This window comes from Apibacter muscae, from assembly GCF_007845635.1.
In the GTDB taxonomy this organism is placed as follows: Bacteria; Bacteroidota; Bacteroidia; order Flavobacteriales; family Weeksellaceae; genus Apibacter; species Apibacter muscae.
In genome coordinates, this window is record NZ_SELG01000035.1 from 20,398 (window position 1) to 37,818 (window position 17,421).

Here is a 17,421-nt window from a genome sequence, read left to right on the forward strand (position 1 = left end):
TTAAGTTAAAAATATGATTCTTAAAATCTTATCGTTTTTTAAGTGTGCTTTAGATATTTGAATAGTTAGATATCAATTTCAAAATTACCTAAATGATCAATGGTATTCAATGATACTTTTTCTAGTTGATTTATAGATTGCTCCTGATAGTTTTTTGTTACCCGCACATAATTTTCTGTGTAGCCATACATCTTTCCATTTTTATTTTCATGTTCCCAAAGAGCCATTTTAACTTTTCCTAACTGAGATTCATAAAAAGCTTGCCGTTTTTTTTCTGAAAGTATTTTTAACATTTTATTCCTTTTTTTTCTTTCCGATATTGGAACAATGCCTTCCATTTCAATAGCTTCTGTATGATCTCTTTCGGAATAGGTAAAAACATGTAAGTAACTAACCGGTAAATTTTGAAGGAAAGTATAGGTTTCCATAAATTTTTGTTCTGTTTCCCCGGGGAAACCCACTATTACATCCACACCAATACAGGCATCTGGTAAAAGCTCTCTAATTTTATAAACCCGATCTTCATACAGGTTAGTGAGATATCTTCGTTTCATTTTTTTTAATATATCATCGCTTCCGGATTGCAAGGGAATATGAAAATGGGGAACAAATTTTTTAGATTTACTTACAAATTCAATGGTTTCATTTTTTAATAAATTGGGTTCTATGGATGAAATCCTAATTCTTTCAATCCCTGAAATTTTATCTAATCCTTGTACTAAATCTAAAAAAGTATGTTCATGTTTTTTATTGCCGTATTCTCCCTTTCCATAATCGCCTATATTTACTCCTGTTAAAACAATTTCTTTAATATTTTTATCGGAAATTTCTTGGGCTTGCGATAGAACATTTTCTAGGGTGGACGAACGAGAAATTCCACGGGCTAAGGGTATGGTACAATAGGTGCATTTGTAATCGCAACCGTCTTGTACTTTTAAAAATGCTCGGGTTCTATCTCCTATGGAATAAGAACCTATAAAGAAATCGGCTTGGTCAATTTCACAAGAATGTATTTGAGTTTCTGACTCCTTATGAATTTCTTGAAGATACTTATGAATATTAAATTTTTCTTTTGCTCCTAAAACCAAATCAACCCCTTCAATTTTTGCTATTTCCTCGGGCTTTAATTGCGCATAACAACCTATAATACAAACAAATGCTTTAGGGTTTATTTGCAAGGCTCTTTTTACAATGGTTTTACATTCTTTATCTGCATTTTCAGTTACCGAACAGGTATTAATTATATAAACGTCAGCAGCTTCTTCAAAAAATACTTTTTGAAAACCTTCCTTAAGTAATTGTCTTGCAATGGTTGAGGTTTCTGCAAAGTTTAATTTACACCCCAAAGTATAAAAGGCTACTGATTTATTTTTCTCTAACATGGTACAAATTTAATATTTTGCCATAAAAAAATCAGTAGCCTTATTTTTTTATTTGTTAATTTAATTATTTTCTACCCTTCTTCCATTTAAAGGCTGTATCGGTCTATTATTACTTTTGGGTAAATGTTTTGCGATATCTTCTATCTCATGTTCAGACATTAAAATAGGGTTTTTAAAAATAATCCAAGTGACATTTTCTGCACAAGGGGGTGTAGTTAATGATCCTATATAAGTATAAAAAGTTTTATCTTTAGGATATAATTTTTCAGGATTGAATGACACATGTACCTCTTGGTTTTGTTCTTTACCTAAATTTTTAAAAACCTTTAATCTTTCAAAATATGAGTTTTCATCCCCCTCTTTAACCATCACTCCAATCACCAGTACCTTACCATCCATTGACCTATGCACAAAATGTAATTCTAAAGGATAACGCACACCATCAATTGTATGCTCTGATTCTTCATGAGCATGAAACTGTGCCAAGGTAAAGTCTTGACCATTAAAATTAATCGAACTTCCTTCTTTAAAATCAAATTGCAGAGAATGTCCATTATCTTCTATCTTTTCAATCTCACCAGAACCGTATTGAAATTTCAATTTTGGTAATTTCTTGTTCTTTGTGGATTTATAAATATCTATGGGAGATTGATATTTTCCTTTTCCACATTGTTCATTCCCTTTAATCTCTCCCCAATGTTCCGGTGATTCAGATCCCTCGTATCCCCAGTGATGTTCTTGAGAGTTTGAAAATGAAAAGGAAAGTATTCCTACTAAAATAACTAATTTTTTCATATTTAATTTAATTTTTAATTGGCATTCAAATTTATGAAACCTATTAATTAAATATGATATTAATTTTCTAAATCTATAATGGATTTATAGGAATAAAATAATTAAACAAAAAAACAAGAATATTCCTATTCTTGTTTTTTTTTAAATATTAATGAAATAAATTAAAACATAAATCCTAAGGTGAAAAATATATCATGTCCATAGGGGGAATATTTATCTTGTATTAATTCATAATTTAACTGCAAAAGAAATGGCTTTAAATACAAACCACCACCTACTGAAAAGGCTGGTATAAAGTGATTTTTAGTTGTTTTAATATTACTATTAGAATACTCTTTCTTGTACCAATTATACATGACTTCAGGCTTAGCGCTTAAAACTATCCATTTTAAAGGAAAATAATTAGCAAAGAGGTTAATGCCTAGCATGTTTTCTATATACTTATAACTATCAAATTCAAAATCCGTAAATAAATCTTATTGATTGTTGGATTTTCCATATCAATAACCAATTCCCGCTCCCACAATAAAATTATCAGTGAATCTATATCCTACCTGCGGAGAAATTCCAAGAGACCAGTAATTATTAGATACACTAAAACTAAAATCTCCACCATAGACCATTTTTTAAGAATCAAATTTAGAAATGTTTTGTGATTTAAAATTTGATATAAATAATTTTATACATCAATATTTGCATAAACCGCATTCTTTTCAATAAATTCTCTTCTCGGAGGTACATCGTCCCCCATAAGCATTGAAAATATTCTATCAGCTTCCGACGCATTATTAATCGTCACTTGCCGAAGTGTTCTTTGCTGAGGATTCATTGTAGTATCCCAAAGCTGTTCAGCATTCATCTCTCCTAAACCTTTATATCTTTGTACTGTAAATCCTTTGCCTTGTGAATTTCCTATTTCAGCAGCAATTTCTTCCCTATGTTTATCGTCCCAAGCATAATACTCTTTATTTCCTTTTTTAAGTAAATATAGCGGAGGTGTTGCTATGTATATATACCCTTTCTCAATCATTTCTTTCATATAACGGAAAAAGAAAGTAAGTATTAAGGTTGTAATGTGTGATCCATCAACATCAGCATCTGTCATAATCACAACTTTATGATAACGTAGTTTGGTAAGATTGAGCTCCTTTGAATCTTCTTCAGTACCTACGGAAACTCCTAATGCTGTGTATATATTTTTTATTTCTTCGCTCTCAAATACTTTATACGTCATGGCTTTCTCCACATTAAGTATTTTACCTCTTAAGGGTAGTATGGCTTGAAAGTTTCTATCTCTACCTTGTTTGGCAGTACCTCCTGCGGAATCTCCCTCCACCAAAAACAGTTCGCTTTCTTCAGGTTTCCGTGATGAACAATCGGCTAGTTTTCCTGGTAAACCGCTTCCGCCTAAAGGGGTTTTTCTTTGTACTAATTCTCGTGCTTTTTTTGCCGCTTGCCTTGCTTTAGCCGCTAATAAAACTTTTTGAACGATTTGCTTAGCTTCATTGGGATGTTCTTCTAAATAGTTCGTTAGCATTTCGGATACTATTTTATCCACGGCTGAACTTACCTCTGAATTTCCTAACTTAGTTTTTGTTTGTCCTTCAAACTGTGGTTCCATAACTTTTACGGATATCACAGCAGTCAAACCCTCACGAAAATCATCTCCAGTTATTTCAACTTTTTCCTTGGCTAAATTAATATTTTCATCTGCATATTTTTTTAGCGTCCTTGTTAAAGCTCTTCTAAACCCTGTAAGGTGGGTACCTCCTTCATGGGTATTAATATTGTTTACATAAGAATGTATATTTTCTGTATAGGAAGTGTTGTAACGCATGGCTACTTCCACAGGTACTTCGTCTATCTCTCCTTCCATATGGATAATTTCTTCCATCAAAGGCTCTCTATTTCCATCTACGAATTCTACAAATTCCTCCAATCCTCTATCAGAGAAAAATGTTTCAGACTTTTCTGTTCCATCTTCTTCTAACTCTCTTTCATCTGTAAGAGTTATTGTAATTCCTTTATTTAAAAACGATAATTCCCTTAAACGGGTTGCCAAAGTATCATAATTAAAAATGGTTTGGCTAAAAATGGTAGAATCCGGTATAAAATTTACTTTGGTACCGGTATGTTCTGAAGTTCCTATTTCTTCTACGGAAGATTGTGCTACCCCCTTAGAATAGGTTTGTTGGTATTTTTTTCCGTTACGGTTTACAGTAGCTATAAGTTGTGTAGACAAAGCATTTACACAGGAAACTCCCACACCATGCAAACCTCCGGAAACTTTATAAGAATCTTTATCAAACTTACCTCCTGCTCCAATTTTAGTCATTACCAATTCCAAGGCTGATAATCCTGTTTGGGTATTTATATCCACGGGTATACCTCGCCCATTATCTTTAACTGTAATTGAATTATCCTTCCCTATAATTACATTTATTGTATTACAGTAACCAGCTAGTGCTTCATCAATAGAGTTATCTACCACTTCATATACTAAGTGATGTAAACCTCTTATCCCTACATCTCCTATATACATGGACGGACGCATACGAACGTGTTCAATACCTTCTAATGCTTGTATACTATCGGCTGTATATTTTTGTTCGCTCATTTTATATTATGTGAAAATTTTGTATTAAATAATTTTTAGGTATTTACAAAAATACGAATATTAAATGGATTTATTAAATCCGTAAACCTTTTATATGTGAAATTCATCAACGATTTATTTCATAAATTTAAGATAGGATAATGTGTCTTTTTTAGCAGAATTTTCTTCTTTTTTAGATTTATCTTTATCTTTATCTTTTTTTGTGTCTTTTTTCTTAAAAAGTTCTTTAAAGCTATTGAAAGATCTTTTATATATGATACTTCCTCCATATGCTTGATTATCGGCTCCTGAATTTGAAAGTAATGAAGTTTCCAAACCAAAGGTAGAGGGTTTAGAAAATCCACTAATGATTAGTGAACCGTCTGCATCTGTGGATACATCGTAATTAATTTTCGCACCATAAGTCCAAACATCAGCGGCGCTTTTTTGTTCTAAAGGCATATTTACAGATCCTATGATTGACAATCTTTTATTGAGATGCAAGGTGGGATCTAATGAGATTCTATCACTAGTATTATCTACTTTTGAACCTGCATTGTAAGATGCATTCAATGAGAAGGAATTATTTATGTTATTGATTACGGAGGTTAATTGTTTTAAAACTACATCGTAAGCAGAAGATGCGTAACTGCTTCCTCCCATATTACTAGCTATGAAATTTCCAAATAATACTATTCCTGCTACTTGATTAAATTTCTCTCCTTCGTTGTTGTTTAATTTCGTTTTTAATTGTTCGGCAATGGAAGAGGAAACATCTGCATTAATGTCAAAAGAAATTTCGGGTTTTGCTAAATTACCGGTTAGTAATGCTGTTACCGTTACATTGGAGGCTGGTACAGTTCCTATACCTAAGTAAGCACCTATATTACTTACAGATTTTGAATAGGTCGCTTTGATATCCATAATAGCAGCTGTCGGTGCTTGATTTTCCCATCGGATAGTACTTCCCGGGGTTATATTAAAGTCTTTATTCAAAAACATTTTATAGTAGTACTTACTATTCTCAGCAATCGTATAGGTTCCATCCATGGTAATAACCCCGGATTGATTCATTTTAAATTGCAAGTTTTCAGTATTTCCTCTAACTTCAATATTATCCCCAGTTTCGTCGCTAATAATTATTTTTACCACCGAATTACTATGTGCGGTTACCTCTGCATTAATGGAAAATCCAGTAGGAGGTTTTTGATTTGAAATGGGTGCATCTTCGTCTTTTTGTTCTGGTAAAAATTTTATATAGCTTATATCTGTAGCATTTGTGGTACTACTACTATTTATAGTCAACGAGCTACCGTTAAGGGCAGTTGCTTTTGCCGAGAGCTGAATTCCGGAAGCGGTAGATCCGGTTAATGAAAAATTTCCTGAGGCGTAAACAGTTCCAAAAAACAAGTCATTATCTGTAATGGTTGTATTTAAGACTAATAATCTATTCGTGGAAAATTCTAAATCCATGCCCCATTCAGAGAAATTTTTAGTCATTAATGGTCCAAATACATTCCCTATCGTTCCGTCTTTAGTATCTCTTAGCTCAATATTGTCTAGAAGAAATATTCCATCAGAAATCTGTAAATCTTGATCTTTGGTTAGCTCATAATCTACTCCTGTAAAATTTAACTTAAATCCTACTTTGGACATTGTTAGTATCCCTTGATATTTAGGATTAGTTATATCTCCTGTTATATGAACTTCGCCAGTAGCTGTTCCTCTAAATCTAGACAATATACTTTGTAAAAAACTGCCAATGGGTGCTACATTCATTTCATTGGCAATAAGGTTAATGTCTAATTGTGCTGGTAAACCTTTCTTATTTTGAATGTACCCATTAGCTAAAAAATGTTTTCCTTTAGAATCTTCTAATTGAGCATCTATTTCATACTTATTTTCTAAAGAATTATAAACAGCATCTACGTTTAAGTTGCCTAATGCTTCTTTATTAAATTTTAGACCTTTAATTTCAAAATCCACGATGGGTTTAAATTCTTTGGAAGTTTTAAGAATTTCCACGGTTCCGCTAGCTACACCTTCAAAGGTCATATCTTTAAGCAAATTGGCGGGAATTACTTTTTCTAAGAGAACATTATTTAGGTCTAAATCAAAATTATAGTTGTCGTTAGAAGAATATTCGCCTGAAAGCATTATTTCTGAATCTGTTGATCTTAAACCAATTTTTTGCAAACTCAACTTACCAGTAATAGTGTTGTATATTGCTATTGCTTCATTTGATTTAAATTCCGGATTTAAAGTCCATACTGTTTGAGGCATTTTAATATCTGATGGCTTAAATCCAAAAATAACATCATTTCCTTTTCTTGTTTGATATAAATTTAAATCAAAATTTGTTTTATTATCTTTGGTTTTTCCATAATTAAATTTAGTTGAAGCGAATAATGAATCATTCCTTTTAAAGCCAGAAAAATTTAAGTCGTTGATTGAATTATTTCCGATGCTTAAAGAGGATAAATTGCCCATAAACTGTTTGAGACTATCTGCCGTGTTTATAAATATATTGGGATTTTTTAGCTTTATATTATCATAGTAAACATATTCTGAAATCATTTGCACTTGCAATTGGTTCTTATCTCCAATATATCTTCCCGTTAATGTTGTTCCTGGGGAAATATTAGCTTTAATCATTAAAAGATCAAACAAATCTTTTTGTACATCAAGAATAAATGAAAATTCTTTTCCTTTAAAAGCTTTTTTAGGTTTATAGTTTACCAATAAACTCCCCACCCCTTCTTGCAACATGGCTGGAACTTCATTGAGCTTATAATTTCCATAAATATTAGCTGTAAGCATATTTGGAGAGAAAATATCTAAATTTCTTAATCCATTGTCCATAGACGTTTGAATATTTATATCGTTGTAAGGAATTGAAATACTATCCTTAGTAATTGTTATGGAAGTAATGTTAATTTTCCCCAATACATCGTCTATAGTACTAAATTTAACATCTGCATTTACATCTCCTCTAAATATGGTATTTTTATCAACCACATTAGTAAAATAAGATATATCTAATTTATTGATTTCTGCATCAAAAGTGGTCTTTATGGTTTTCTGCGAGAAATCCAGATTCCCTTCAAAGTTAAAGTCTACATGCTGATCGTTCGTATTTATATTACCTTTAAAAATTTTGTTATTGATTTTACCAACCACTGAAATTCCATGGATTTCTCTGTTATTCATCTGTAAATTAGACAAATACGCGTCAAATTTAGTATCCAAGTGATTCATATCAAAACCTTTACCATCAAAACTTATTTTAGACGTTATAGGACCTAAAGCAGAGGTCTTGGTAAATGGTGCTAAATTCAAATGATGGGTATTTAAAGTTCCTTTATATATAGGAACATTTCCTGAATAATTGTATAATTGAACATCTGCAATTACCTCACCTATAGAACTTACAACTGTTCCTTTTGCTAAAATTTCCTGTTTATCTAAAGAAAAATCGCCTTTGTAATTAGCAATACCGACGTTGGAAAATACTTCCGGAATTTTTACTGATAAAAATTTCGGCAACCATTTCGTTAAAGATGTATAAGATGTTTGCAAATGAGCTTTTTCTGTTAATAATGAAATGGATTTTTCCTTGTCGGAAGAAGCCATATCTTTAATAAATAAATAAGGAGCAGAATATATGGTATTCTCAGATGAAATTATAGGGTTAATCAACTTAAGATTATTTAACGTTCCTTCCGCTTTGGAAGAAGCAACCATTATAGAATTTGAATCCCAGTCTTTAACAAAATAGCGTATGTCTTTTCCGGAAATTTTACTTCCCGGTTTTAAATCTAAATCCCAATTGACATGGTCTGAAAAATTAGTCATTCCATTCTCTTTCGTATAAGAGAAAATTAATTTCCCTAAAAGAAAAGAGGTATCTGTTTGAAAAAATAAATCTTCAAAAGCTAATTTTGTATCGGAATAATGTACTTTCCCTTTTATTTTACTAACATCATAACTTTCATTACGTCTAATTCCTTTAAATCTTAATTCATCAACCGTTACTTGTACATCTGAATTAAATACCGATACGGATGGAGCTTTTAGATATAAATGGCTCGCATCTAACCAATATTGATCATTAGTAGGTAAATTTTGATTTACTATGGATAATTTACCATCAATAAGGTTTACTTTAAGCCTTAATTTAAAGTCTTTGTTGGAAGGCTCGTCTGATTTAAACTTTGTTATAAATTTATTAAAATTATCTGTATTTTCTCCCTTATAGGTAATAACCTGTACTACAGGTTCATTTAAAGTTATCTGATCAATTTCAATATCATTAACCTTTTTAATAAGTATATTTTTTAATAATGAGATTGTATTGGCATATGCCTTTAATTCTTTAATTTGTATAAATTCTTTTTGATGATGGTCTTTTACCATGGCATCATGCAAAATTATATTCCCTAAATAATCAACTTCTATACGTTGAACAGAAATTTCTGTTTTAAATTTATCATTTAAAAAACTTAAAGCTTTTTGTGCTATTTTTTCTTTGACAGAAGGTATATTTAGTATAATTAATAGAGAGATTGCTATTACAAAAAAGAATCCTAAGGAGTACAAAGCTCCTTTCAGTATTTTAGTGAATATATTTTTTATTTTTAACTTTGCCATAAATGAAAACACCCATTATTTTAGGAATTGAATCGTCTTGCGATGATACTTCAGCTGCAATCATACGAGGGAGAAAAATACTTTCAAATGTTGTGTCCACTCAAAAAGTACATCAAAACTATGGCGGAGTAGTTCCAGAACTTGCCTCCCGCGCTCACCTTCAAAATATTGTACCTGTAATAGATCAAGCAATTCAATTAGCAAATATAACTAAAAAAGATATAAATGCGATTGCTTTTACAAGAGGTCCTGGCTTGCTGGGTTCCTTATTAGTGGGCACTAGTTTTGCTAAATCTTTGGCAATGGCTTTAAATATACCTCTTCTTGAAGTGAATCATATGCAAGGTCATATCTTCGCCCATTTTATTGAAGAGGATAATTTAGATTCTCCTAACTTCCCATTTTTGTGTTTAACAGTTAGTGGTGGACATACACAAATTGTGAAAGTAAACGACTATTTCTCATTCGAAGTTTTGGGTGAAACTTTGGACGACGCTGCTGGTGAGGCTTTTGATAAGATTGGTAAACTCATGGGTTTAAACTACCCTGCCGGGGCAATGATTGATCAATTGGCGCAATTGGGAGATCCAGAAAAGTTTAAGTTTCCCATTCCTAAATTGGAGGATTTAAATTTTTCGTTCAGTGGAATAAAAACTTCCGTAATGTATTTTTTGAAAAAAAATCAGAATAATCCATCATTTATATCAGAGAATTTAGAAGATCTATGTGCCTCGGTACAAAATACAATTATTAAAGCCTTGCTTATAAAAGTAGAAAAAGCTGTGGAAATAACAGGGATTAAAAATATAGCAATTGCAGGAGGAGTATCTGCCAATTCTGAATTAAGAAAAAGATTTAAAAACTTAGAAATTACTCATAATTGTAAAACTTATATACCCAAACTAGAGTATACTTCAGACAATGCTGCCATGATAGCTGTTGTGGGAAGTTTAAAATATGAGAGAAGTTTATTTACAAATCTAAATGTTTCTGCATCTGCTAGATACAATTTATAATTAAAAATTTATGAGTAATAAAATTATTGCATGCTTATTTTCTATTCTTACACTTTTCATTTTAACTTCATGCAATAAAAAAACTAAGATTTTTGAAGAAAATTTTAGTAATAACTTCAACCGATGGGATACTTTAACTTCTGTTTATATCTCAAATGAGATAAAAAACAATCAGCTCGTTATGAGCAATCAATTAGATAATATTTTAAATAGTTCATTAATTCGTTTAGATTTTTTAAAAACGGAAGAAAAATATTCCATTTCAAGCAACTTGATTTTTGATAAATTTTATGGAAACCATGGCTTAGGCGGACTAATTTTATTTTCTGACAGTAAAGACAATCCAAAAAATTTTATTTTTTTTGGTGTTAATTCACAAAATGAAATTGTAATTTCAGAAGAAAATGCTTCACCCAACCTTTCCAAAGTTTATTATAAGCAAAAAAATCAAGCTTATAAACAAGGCGAAACCAATTTATTTAAATTAAAATATTTAGGTAATCATTGGCAATTTTTAGTGAATAATAAACCCATTGTTACAATTCAAAATCAGTTAAAAAATAATTATTACATGGGTTTTGGAGTTATTAATTGCCAATTAACTTCCAATCATATCATTATTGAATCTGAATAAATTTTATTCAATAGTAAATTTTTAATATTCCTAAAGTTATATTTTATTTCAAATTTTTCCGCTACTTTTTATATAAAAGAAATACCAATGTATCCATTGGTATTTCCTAGCATAGTATAAATTTTACTTAAAAAATTAAATTACAATTATCTTAATCTTTAATTAGATTATTTCTTATTGGAAGCATAGTAGTATTCTAATGCTTTTGGCATAATTCTATTTAAGTCTTCAATTCTGTTTTTCGGATCCGGATGGGTAGATAAGAACTCCGGGGTTGAACTTCCTCCTGTAGCCTCAACCATTCTTTCCCAAAAAATTGGAGCTTGTCTTGGATCATAGCCTGCCATAGCCATTATATATAATCCCATTTCATCAGCATCGGATTCCTGTTTACGACCATATTTAAGTAAAGTTACACCACTGGCTACGGGGTAAAGTTCACCAATCACTCCATTTAACAACTGATTATTGGTCACTCCCCCTAACAATTGTCCGCCTAATTGTGAAACATATGTTTGAGAAATCTTCTCAGCGCCATGACCTGCCAACGCATGTGCAATTTCATGTCCAAGCACAACAGCTAATCCTGTATCATCCTTACAAACAGGTAAAATTCCAGAATAAACGGCTACTTTACCACCAGGCATACACCAAGCATTAATATTTTTAGGATCCTCAATTAATACAAATTGCCACTCATACCCTTCCAAGGCAGAAGATTTCCCAATCGAAGCATAATATGCTTCCGCTGCGGCCTTAATTCTATTTCCAACCTCACTTACTTCCTTTGCGTCTTTAGTACCCTTAATAATCTTGCTTGAGGTTAATACTTGACTATATTGTTGAAATGAAGAAGGTAAAATCTGGGAATTAGACACAAAACTTAATGATTTTCTGCCCGTTAGTGGATTGGTTGCACAAGAGGCAAGTGTTAAAGCAATCCATGTACTTACTAATATTTTTTTAACTTTCATATTTAATAATTAATCTCAATTATATAGTAAATTTATTAATTAAGTTCTTAAATTTGCAAAATTATATAAAATAAAATTTTAGAACATATGTCTTATTTATTTACTTCCGAGTCTGTCTCAGAAGGACATCCAGATAAAATAGCTGATCAAATTTCTGATTCTATTTTAGACAATTTTTTGGCTTTTGATTCTGAGTCTAAAGTTGCTTGTGAAACTTTAGTTACTACAGGACAAGTGGTATTGGCTGGAGAAATAAAATCTAATACTTATATAGACGTTCAAAAGATAACTAGAGATATTATAAAAAAAATTGGTTATACCAAAAGCGAATATAAATTTGAAGCAGATTCTTGTGGTATTTTATCTGCTTTACATGAACAATCGCAAGATATAAACAGAGGGGTTGACAAAGAAAAGAAGGAAGACCAAGGAGCTGGAGATCAAGGAATGATGTTTGGTTATGCGACCAATGAAACCAAAAACTATATGCCATTAGCTTTAGATATTTCTCACAATATACTAAAGGTTCTAGCTAAAGTTCGTAAGGATGGAAGTGAGATGACTTATTTGCGCCCAGACGCTAAATCTCAAGTAACTATTGAGTACGATGATCATAACAAGCCTATACGTATAGATACCATAGTCTTATCTACACAGCACGATATGTTTGATGAAGATGAAAAAGTGGTTTTAAACCAAATAGAAAAAGATGTTAAAAATATTATCATTCCTAAAGTAAAAGCTCTTGCATCCAAAGAGATTCAAGACTTATTTGACGATAATATTATTTACCATATTAATCCGACTGGTAAATTTGAAATTGGAGGTCCCCATGGAGATACAGGTTTAACAGGCAGAAAAATTATTGTGGATACTTATGGCGGAAAAGGCGCACATGGTGGTGGAGCTTTTTCAGGAAAAGATCCTTCTAAAGTAGATCGCTCTGCGGCTTACGCAACCAGACATATTGCTAAAAATTTGGTAGCTGCCGGAGTTGCGGATGAAGTTTTAGTGCAAGTATCCTACGCTATTGGAGTTACAGAGCCTTGTGGAGTATATATCAATACATTTGGAACTTCTAAAGTTGAATTAACTGACGGTGAAATCGCTTTAAAAGTTGAGAAAATTTTCGATTTAAGACCTTATTCCATTGAAAAACGTTTAAAGTTGAGAAATCCTATATATGCTGAAACTGCGGCTTACGGACATATGGGAAGAGAAAATGAAACAGTAATTAAACGTTTTGAAAGAAGTGGTGAAAATGGCAAAATTGAAGTTAAAGAAATTGAAGTGGAATTGTTTACATGGGAAAAACTTAATTATGTGAACGAAATAAAATCTTCTTTTAACATTAACTAAACATTTTATTCAAAATGCCTAAAATCTTAGCCATTGATTTTGGCGAAAAAAGAACGGGTTTGGCTGAAACCGATGATCTTCAAATCATTGCAAGTGGACTGGCAGGAATTCTTACTAAAGATTTAATCCCTTTCTTAAGTAAATATATGAAGGATAATTCCGTGCAAAAAATAATAATAGGTCTTCCTACTCGTTTGGATGGTACCATGTCTATTATTGAAAACTCTATTCAAGAATGCATTAAGAAAATAAATTGTTTATTCCCTAGCATTCCTATTGAACGTATAGATGAAAGATTTACCTCTAAAATAGCCGCTCATGCCATCAGTTTAAGCGGAAAAAATAAAAAGCAAAGAGAAAACAAACATTTGTTGGACGAAGTAAGTGCTACTTTAATTCTTCAAACTTATTTAGATAAAAATATTAAGTTATGATTTTACCTATATATGCCTATGGTGAGCCTATATTACGAAAAAAAACTACGGATATTGATAAAGATTTTCCTGAATTAGATAATCTTATTACTAATATGTTTGAAACTATGTATAAAGCCAATGGGATTGGCTTAGCAGCTCCACAAATCGGCTTAAATAAAAGACTTTTTATAATCGATGCTGCTCCACTTGCAGAAGATGAAGAATATTCTGACCTTAAGAATGAACTTTTAAATTGTAAAAAAGTATTTATTAATCCTAAAATAATTCATACAGAAGGAGAACCTTGGAAATTTAATGAAGGTTGTTTAAGTATTCCTGATATAAGGGAAGATATTGCACGGCCAGAAAAAATTACCATAGAATACTACGATGAAAATTGGGAATTTCATACAGAGACATTTGGGGATATAAGAGCACGAATTATTCAACATGAATACGACCATATAGAAGGTATTTTATTTACAGACCTTTTATCTCCATTAAAAAAGAAATTATTAAAAAGCAAATTAACACAAATTAGTAAAGGAAAAATTAAGGTGGATTACAGAATTAAATTTCCATCCAACTAAAATATTTATTTAAAACTAAAATTATAACCCAAACATATGGATCTTACTAAAGTTATATCTATTACTGGAAAACCTGGTTTATTTGAACTTTTATCGCAAACCCGAGGGGGATTTATCGTTAAAGATTTAGATGCTCAAAAAAAATCATCTATCAATGCAAATAGCCAAGTAAGTTTAATACAAAACATTTCAATTTATACCCAAGAATCTGAAGTTTCTTTAATTTCAGTGTTTATCTCTATTGCGCAAAAACACAATTTTCAAGAACTGAAGTTTGAGAAAAATAATTCTGAAGCCTTACATACTTTAATGAAAGAAGTACAACCAGATTACGCTCAAGATAGAGTTTACAATTCTGACTTAAAAAAACTTTTTTCATGGTATAATATTTTGATAAAAAATAAAATTTTAACAGAAGAAGGTGTTAAAACTTATTTAGCAAATATGGCACAGGTGGAGTCTGAAAATAACCAAGAGGTTTCAGAAAACAACCAAGCCCCGCTAGATATAGAGGTTACTGAGAAAAATGCCTCTAAAAAAGCTGAGAAAAAAGAATCTAAGCCTAAAACAAAATCAGAAGAAAAAAGTAAAACTTCAAAGAAGAAGATTGATCAATAAAAGCATAAAACATAAAAAATCATAAGTTTATTAAGGTATCAAAAATTTTTGATACCTTTTTCATTTAATTTTTAATTGAATATGAGTACTAGAGAAAAACAATTGGAATCTTTTAATAAACTCTTAGATATTATGGATCAATTAAGAGTAGAATGTCCTTGGGACAAAAAACAAACCTTCCAAAGTCTAAGTGTTCTAACTTTGGAGGAAACTTATGAGTTGCTAGAAGCTATAGAAAATAAAGACTACAAGGAGATAAAAGAAGAATTGGGAGATCTTATGCTTCATCTTGTATTCTACTCTAAAATTGCCTCAGAGAGTGATAAATTTGATATTGTCGATGTACTAAATTCTATATGTGATAAACTTATTTATAGACATCCACATATTTATGGTTCAGTAAATGTAAAGGATGAAAATGATGTGAAACAAAATTGGGAAAAATTAAAATTAAAAGAAGGAAGAAATTCCGTTCTTGAAGGAGTACCCTCCTCCCTACCTTCAATGATCAAAGCATACCGAATCTTAGATAAGGTAAAAGGAATAGGTTTTGATTTCAAAAATGAATCTGAGGATATAAATAAAATTAAAGAAGAAATAGAAGAATTTGAGAATGAGAATAACTTAGAAAACAAAGAGCAAGAATTTGGAGATATTTTATTTTCACTTATAAATTTTGCACATAGACAAAATATAAACCCTGAGAATGCATTGGAAAAAACGAATAGAAAATTTATAACAAGATTCCAGACTATGGAATATTTAATTAAGAATAAAAATTTAGAAATAGAAAATCTATCTTTGAATGAATTGAAATATTTTTGGGATGAAGCAAAATCCATTCATAATAAATAAAATCCTACATTTTTACTAAAAAAATTTGTAATATAGAAAAATGCTATTATCTTTGCACCACTAAAAAATAATAGTTCAGTTATTAATTTAACGACTATATAATGATCCGGTAGTTCAGTTGGTTAGAATACCTGCCTGTCACGCAGGTGGTCGCGGGTTCGAGTCCCGTCCGGATCGCTAAATTTATACATATTACTACCTTGATCCGGTAGTTCAGTTGGTTAGAATACCTGCCTGTCACGCAGGTGGTCGCGGGTTCGAGTCCCGTCCGGATCGCTTTAAAAAATTGATAATGATACATTATCAATTTTTTTTACACATGTATGAGTTTTTATCCTTCTGCTATTCCATTGTAAAATAAATCATTAATCTACTTTAATATAAATTAATACATTGCTTAAAGTTTATTAATACTATTATCTTGTTTACTAAATTTACATTTAAGATGGTCTAACTTTTGCTTTTAAGAATTATTTTTAATCATAGAATATTATTACTTTATCATACTTTTTAGATAACAAATAGCTTATATTGCAAATTTTATCCATAATATATGAAGGATGCAAATAAGTAAATCATTGGAACTATTGATTAAAAATTGTTAGTCTTCTATTGATATTTTAAATTATTAATATATATTTTGAAATATGGATATTATTTCTTCTTCAAAAGTATAAATATAGATTTTCAAAAAGTAAAAATAGATTTCGTTAAAATTTATGTTTCTTAATTAAATTTTATTGAAAATTTAAAAATATTTTAAATTCTAAAGATGTTCAATAACATAAAATGAAAAAAATTATCGCATATCCTCTTTCAATTATTTATTATTTATTGTTTGGTTCTACACTATTAATCTTTCATATCATTCAATGGCTCTGTTTAAATCTTTTTGGTTATGGTGCACATAAAAAAAGTGTAGATATTATGTGTTTTTTTCTGGTTGCAAATACTTATGTTTTAGGAACGAGATATAAAGTTTTAGGTTTAGATAAAATACCTTCCAACGAGCCTTTAATTATAGCGGCCAATCATCAAAGCTTATACGATACAACTAGTATTGGATGGTTTTTCAGAAAGTTTCATCCAAAATTTATTAGTAAGATTGAACTTGGCAAAGGTATACCTAGTATTTCATATAATTTAACTCATGGCGACTCCGTTTTAATCGATAGAAAAGATCCTAAACAATCGTTATCGGCAATAAAAACTATGGCTGAATATATTGAAGAACACAATAGAGCAGCTGTAATATTCCCAGAAGGTACTAGAAGTAAAACTGGGAAACCTGGCACTTTTGCAAAAGCAGGTTTTAAGATACTATGTAAGAATTCACCCTCCGCATACGTAGTACCTGTGACTATTAACAATTCATGGAAAATGACGCTTTGGGGAGCATTTCCTATGGGTATTGGAAACTGTATAGAATTATTAGTTCATGAACCCATAAAAGTAAGCAGTACATCTTTGGATGAATTATTTATAGAAACCGAAAATCAAATTGTTAAACACATTAACAAGGATCATATAGTTTAA

General features: G+C 30.7%; 14 protein-coding genes and 2 tRNA genes. 10 read left to right on the forward strand and 6 right to left on the reverse strand.

Annotated elements, in window-relative coordinates; genetic code table 11:
- Nucleotides 1–65 precede the first annotated feature (65 nt).
- The 5 genes from mtaB to ETU08_RS07790 all read right to left on the reverse strand — a co-directional run bounded on the left by mtaB (nt 66) and on the right by ETU08_RS07790 (nt 9,423).
- A complete protein-coding gene (mtaB, locus tag ETU08_RS07770; protein ID WP_146262467.1) occupies nt 66–1,382 on the reverse strand; it encodes a tRNA (N(6)-L-threonylcarbamoyladenosine(37)-C(2))-methylthiotransferase MtaB in 1,317 nt (438 codons plus the stop codon).
- A 60-nt stretch (nt 1,383–1,442) separates the two neighbouring features.
- Nucleotides 1,443–2,177, reverse strand: a complete 735-nt coding sequence (locus tag ETU08_RS07775; protein WP_146262468.1) for a carbonic anhydrase — start codon at nt 2,175–2,177, stop codon at nt 1,443–1,445.
- A gap of 161 nt (nt 2,178–2,338) precedes the next feature.
- Nucleotides 2,339–2,605 (reverse strand): hypothetical protein, encoded by a 267-nt coding sequence (locus ETU08_RS07780; RefSeq protein ID WP_146262469.1) that lies wholly within the window; start codon nt 2,603–2,605, stop codon nt 2,339–2,341.
- Between the two features lie 251 nt (nt 2,606–2,856).
- Nucleotides 2,857–4,794 (reverse strand): DNA topoisomerase (ATP-hydrolyzing) subunit B, encoded by a 1,938-nt coding sequence (gene gyrB / locus ETU08_RS07785; RefSeq protein WP_146262470.1) that lies wholly within the window; start codon nt 4,792–4,794, stop codon nt 2,857–2,859.
- Nucleotides 4,795–4,908: 114 nt separating this feature from the next.
- Nucleotides 4,909–9,423, reverse strand: coding sequence for a translocation/assembly module TamB domain-containing protein (locus tag ETU08_RS07790; protein WP_146262471.1), 4,515 nt, complete (start codon nt 9,421–9,423; stop codon nt 4,909–4,911).
- Nucleotides 9,424–9,425: 2 nt separating this feature from the next.
- On the opposite strand from ETU08_RS07790, the gene tsaD reads away from it, so the two are divergent.
- Both tsaD and ETU08_RS07800 read left to right on the forward strand, forming a co-directional pair.
- Nucleotides 9,426–10,439, forward strand: a complete 1,014-nt coding sequence (gene tsaD, locus ETU08_RS07795) for a tRNA (adenosine(37)-N6)-threonylcarbamoyltransferase complex transferase subunit TsaD (RefSeq protein ID WP_146262472.1) — start codon at nt 9,426–9,428, stop codon at nt 10,437–10,439.
- A 10-nt stretch (nt 10,440–10,449) separates the two neighbouring features.
- Nucleotides 10,450–11,073 (forward strand): hypothetical protein, encoded by a 624-nt coding sequence (locus tag ETU08_RS07800; RefSeq protein WP_146262473.1) that lies wholly within the window; start codon nt 10,450–10,452, stop codon nt 11,071–11,073.
- 167 nt (nt 11,074–11,240) lie between these two features.
- On the opposite strand, the gene ETU08_RS07805 is transcribed toward ETU08_RS07800, so the two are convergent.
- Entirely contained in the window at nt 11,241–12,047 is an 807-nt protein-coding gene (locus tag ETU08_RS07805; RefSeq protein ID WP_146262474.1) for a M48 family metallopeptidase, read from the reverse strand.
- An 87-nt stretch (nt 12,048–12,134) separates the two neighbouring features.
- Between ETU08_RS07805 and metK the strand changes: the two genes are divergently transcribed.
- The 8 genes from metK (at nt 12,135) to ETU08_RS07845 (ending at nt 17,421) form a co-directional block, all read left to right on the forward strand.
- Complete coding sequence (metK, locus tag ETU08_RS07810; RefSeq protein ID WP_146262475.1) at nt 12,135–13,406, forward strand: methionine adenosyltransferase; 1,272 nt, start codon at nt 12,135–12,137, stop codon at nt 13,404–13,406.
- 14 nt (nt 13,407–13,420) lie between these two features.
- Nucleotides 13,421–13,840 carry a Holliday junction resolvase RuvX gene (ruvX, locus tag ETU08_RS07815; RefSeq protein WP_146262476.1) on the forward strand — a complete coding sequence of 140 codons (420 nt, stop codon included), beginning with the start codon at nt 13,421–13,423 and terminating at the stop codon, nt 13,838–13,840.
- The gene (def, locus tag ETU08_RS07820) at nt 13,837–14,412 is read left to right on the forward strand and encodes a peptide deformylase (protein ID WP_146262477.1); all 576 of its coding nucleotides are present in this window, start codon (nt 13,837–13,839) and stop codon (nt 14,410–14,412) included. Before ruvX ends, def begins: the two co-directional genes overlap by 4 nt.
- 36 nt (nt 14,413–14,448) lie before the next feature.
- A complete protein-coding gene (locus ETU08_RS07825) occupies nt 14,449–15,030 on the forward strand; it encodes a DUF5606 family protein (RefSeq protein WP_185145296.1) in 582 nt (193 codons plus the stop codon).
- An 81-nt stretch (nt 15,031–15,111) separates the two neighbouring features.
- The gene (gene mazG, locus ETU08_RS07830) at nt 15,112–15,885 is read left to right on the forward strand and encodes a nucleoside triphosphate pyrophosphohydrolase (RefSeq protein WP_146262478.1); all 774 of its coding nucleotides are present in this window, start codon (nt 15,112–15,114) and stop codon (nt 15,883–15,885) included.
- Between the two features lie 103 nt (nt 15,886–15,988).
- Nucleotides 15,989–16,062: transfer RNA gene (locus ETU08_RS07835), tRNA-Asp, on the forward strand.
- Nucleotides 16,063–16,087: 25 nt separating this feature from the next.
- Nucleotides 16,088–16,161: transfer RNA gene (locus ETU08_RS07840), tRNA-Asp, on the forward strand.
- A gap of 513 nt (nt 16,162–16,674) precedes the next feature.
- On the forward strand, nt 16,675–17,421 hold the full coding sequence (locus ETU08_RS07845) for a lysophospholipid acyltransferase family protein (RefSeq protein ID WP_146262479.1): 747 nt from the start codon (nt 16,675–16,677) through the stop codon (nt 17,419–17,421).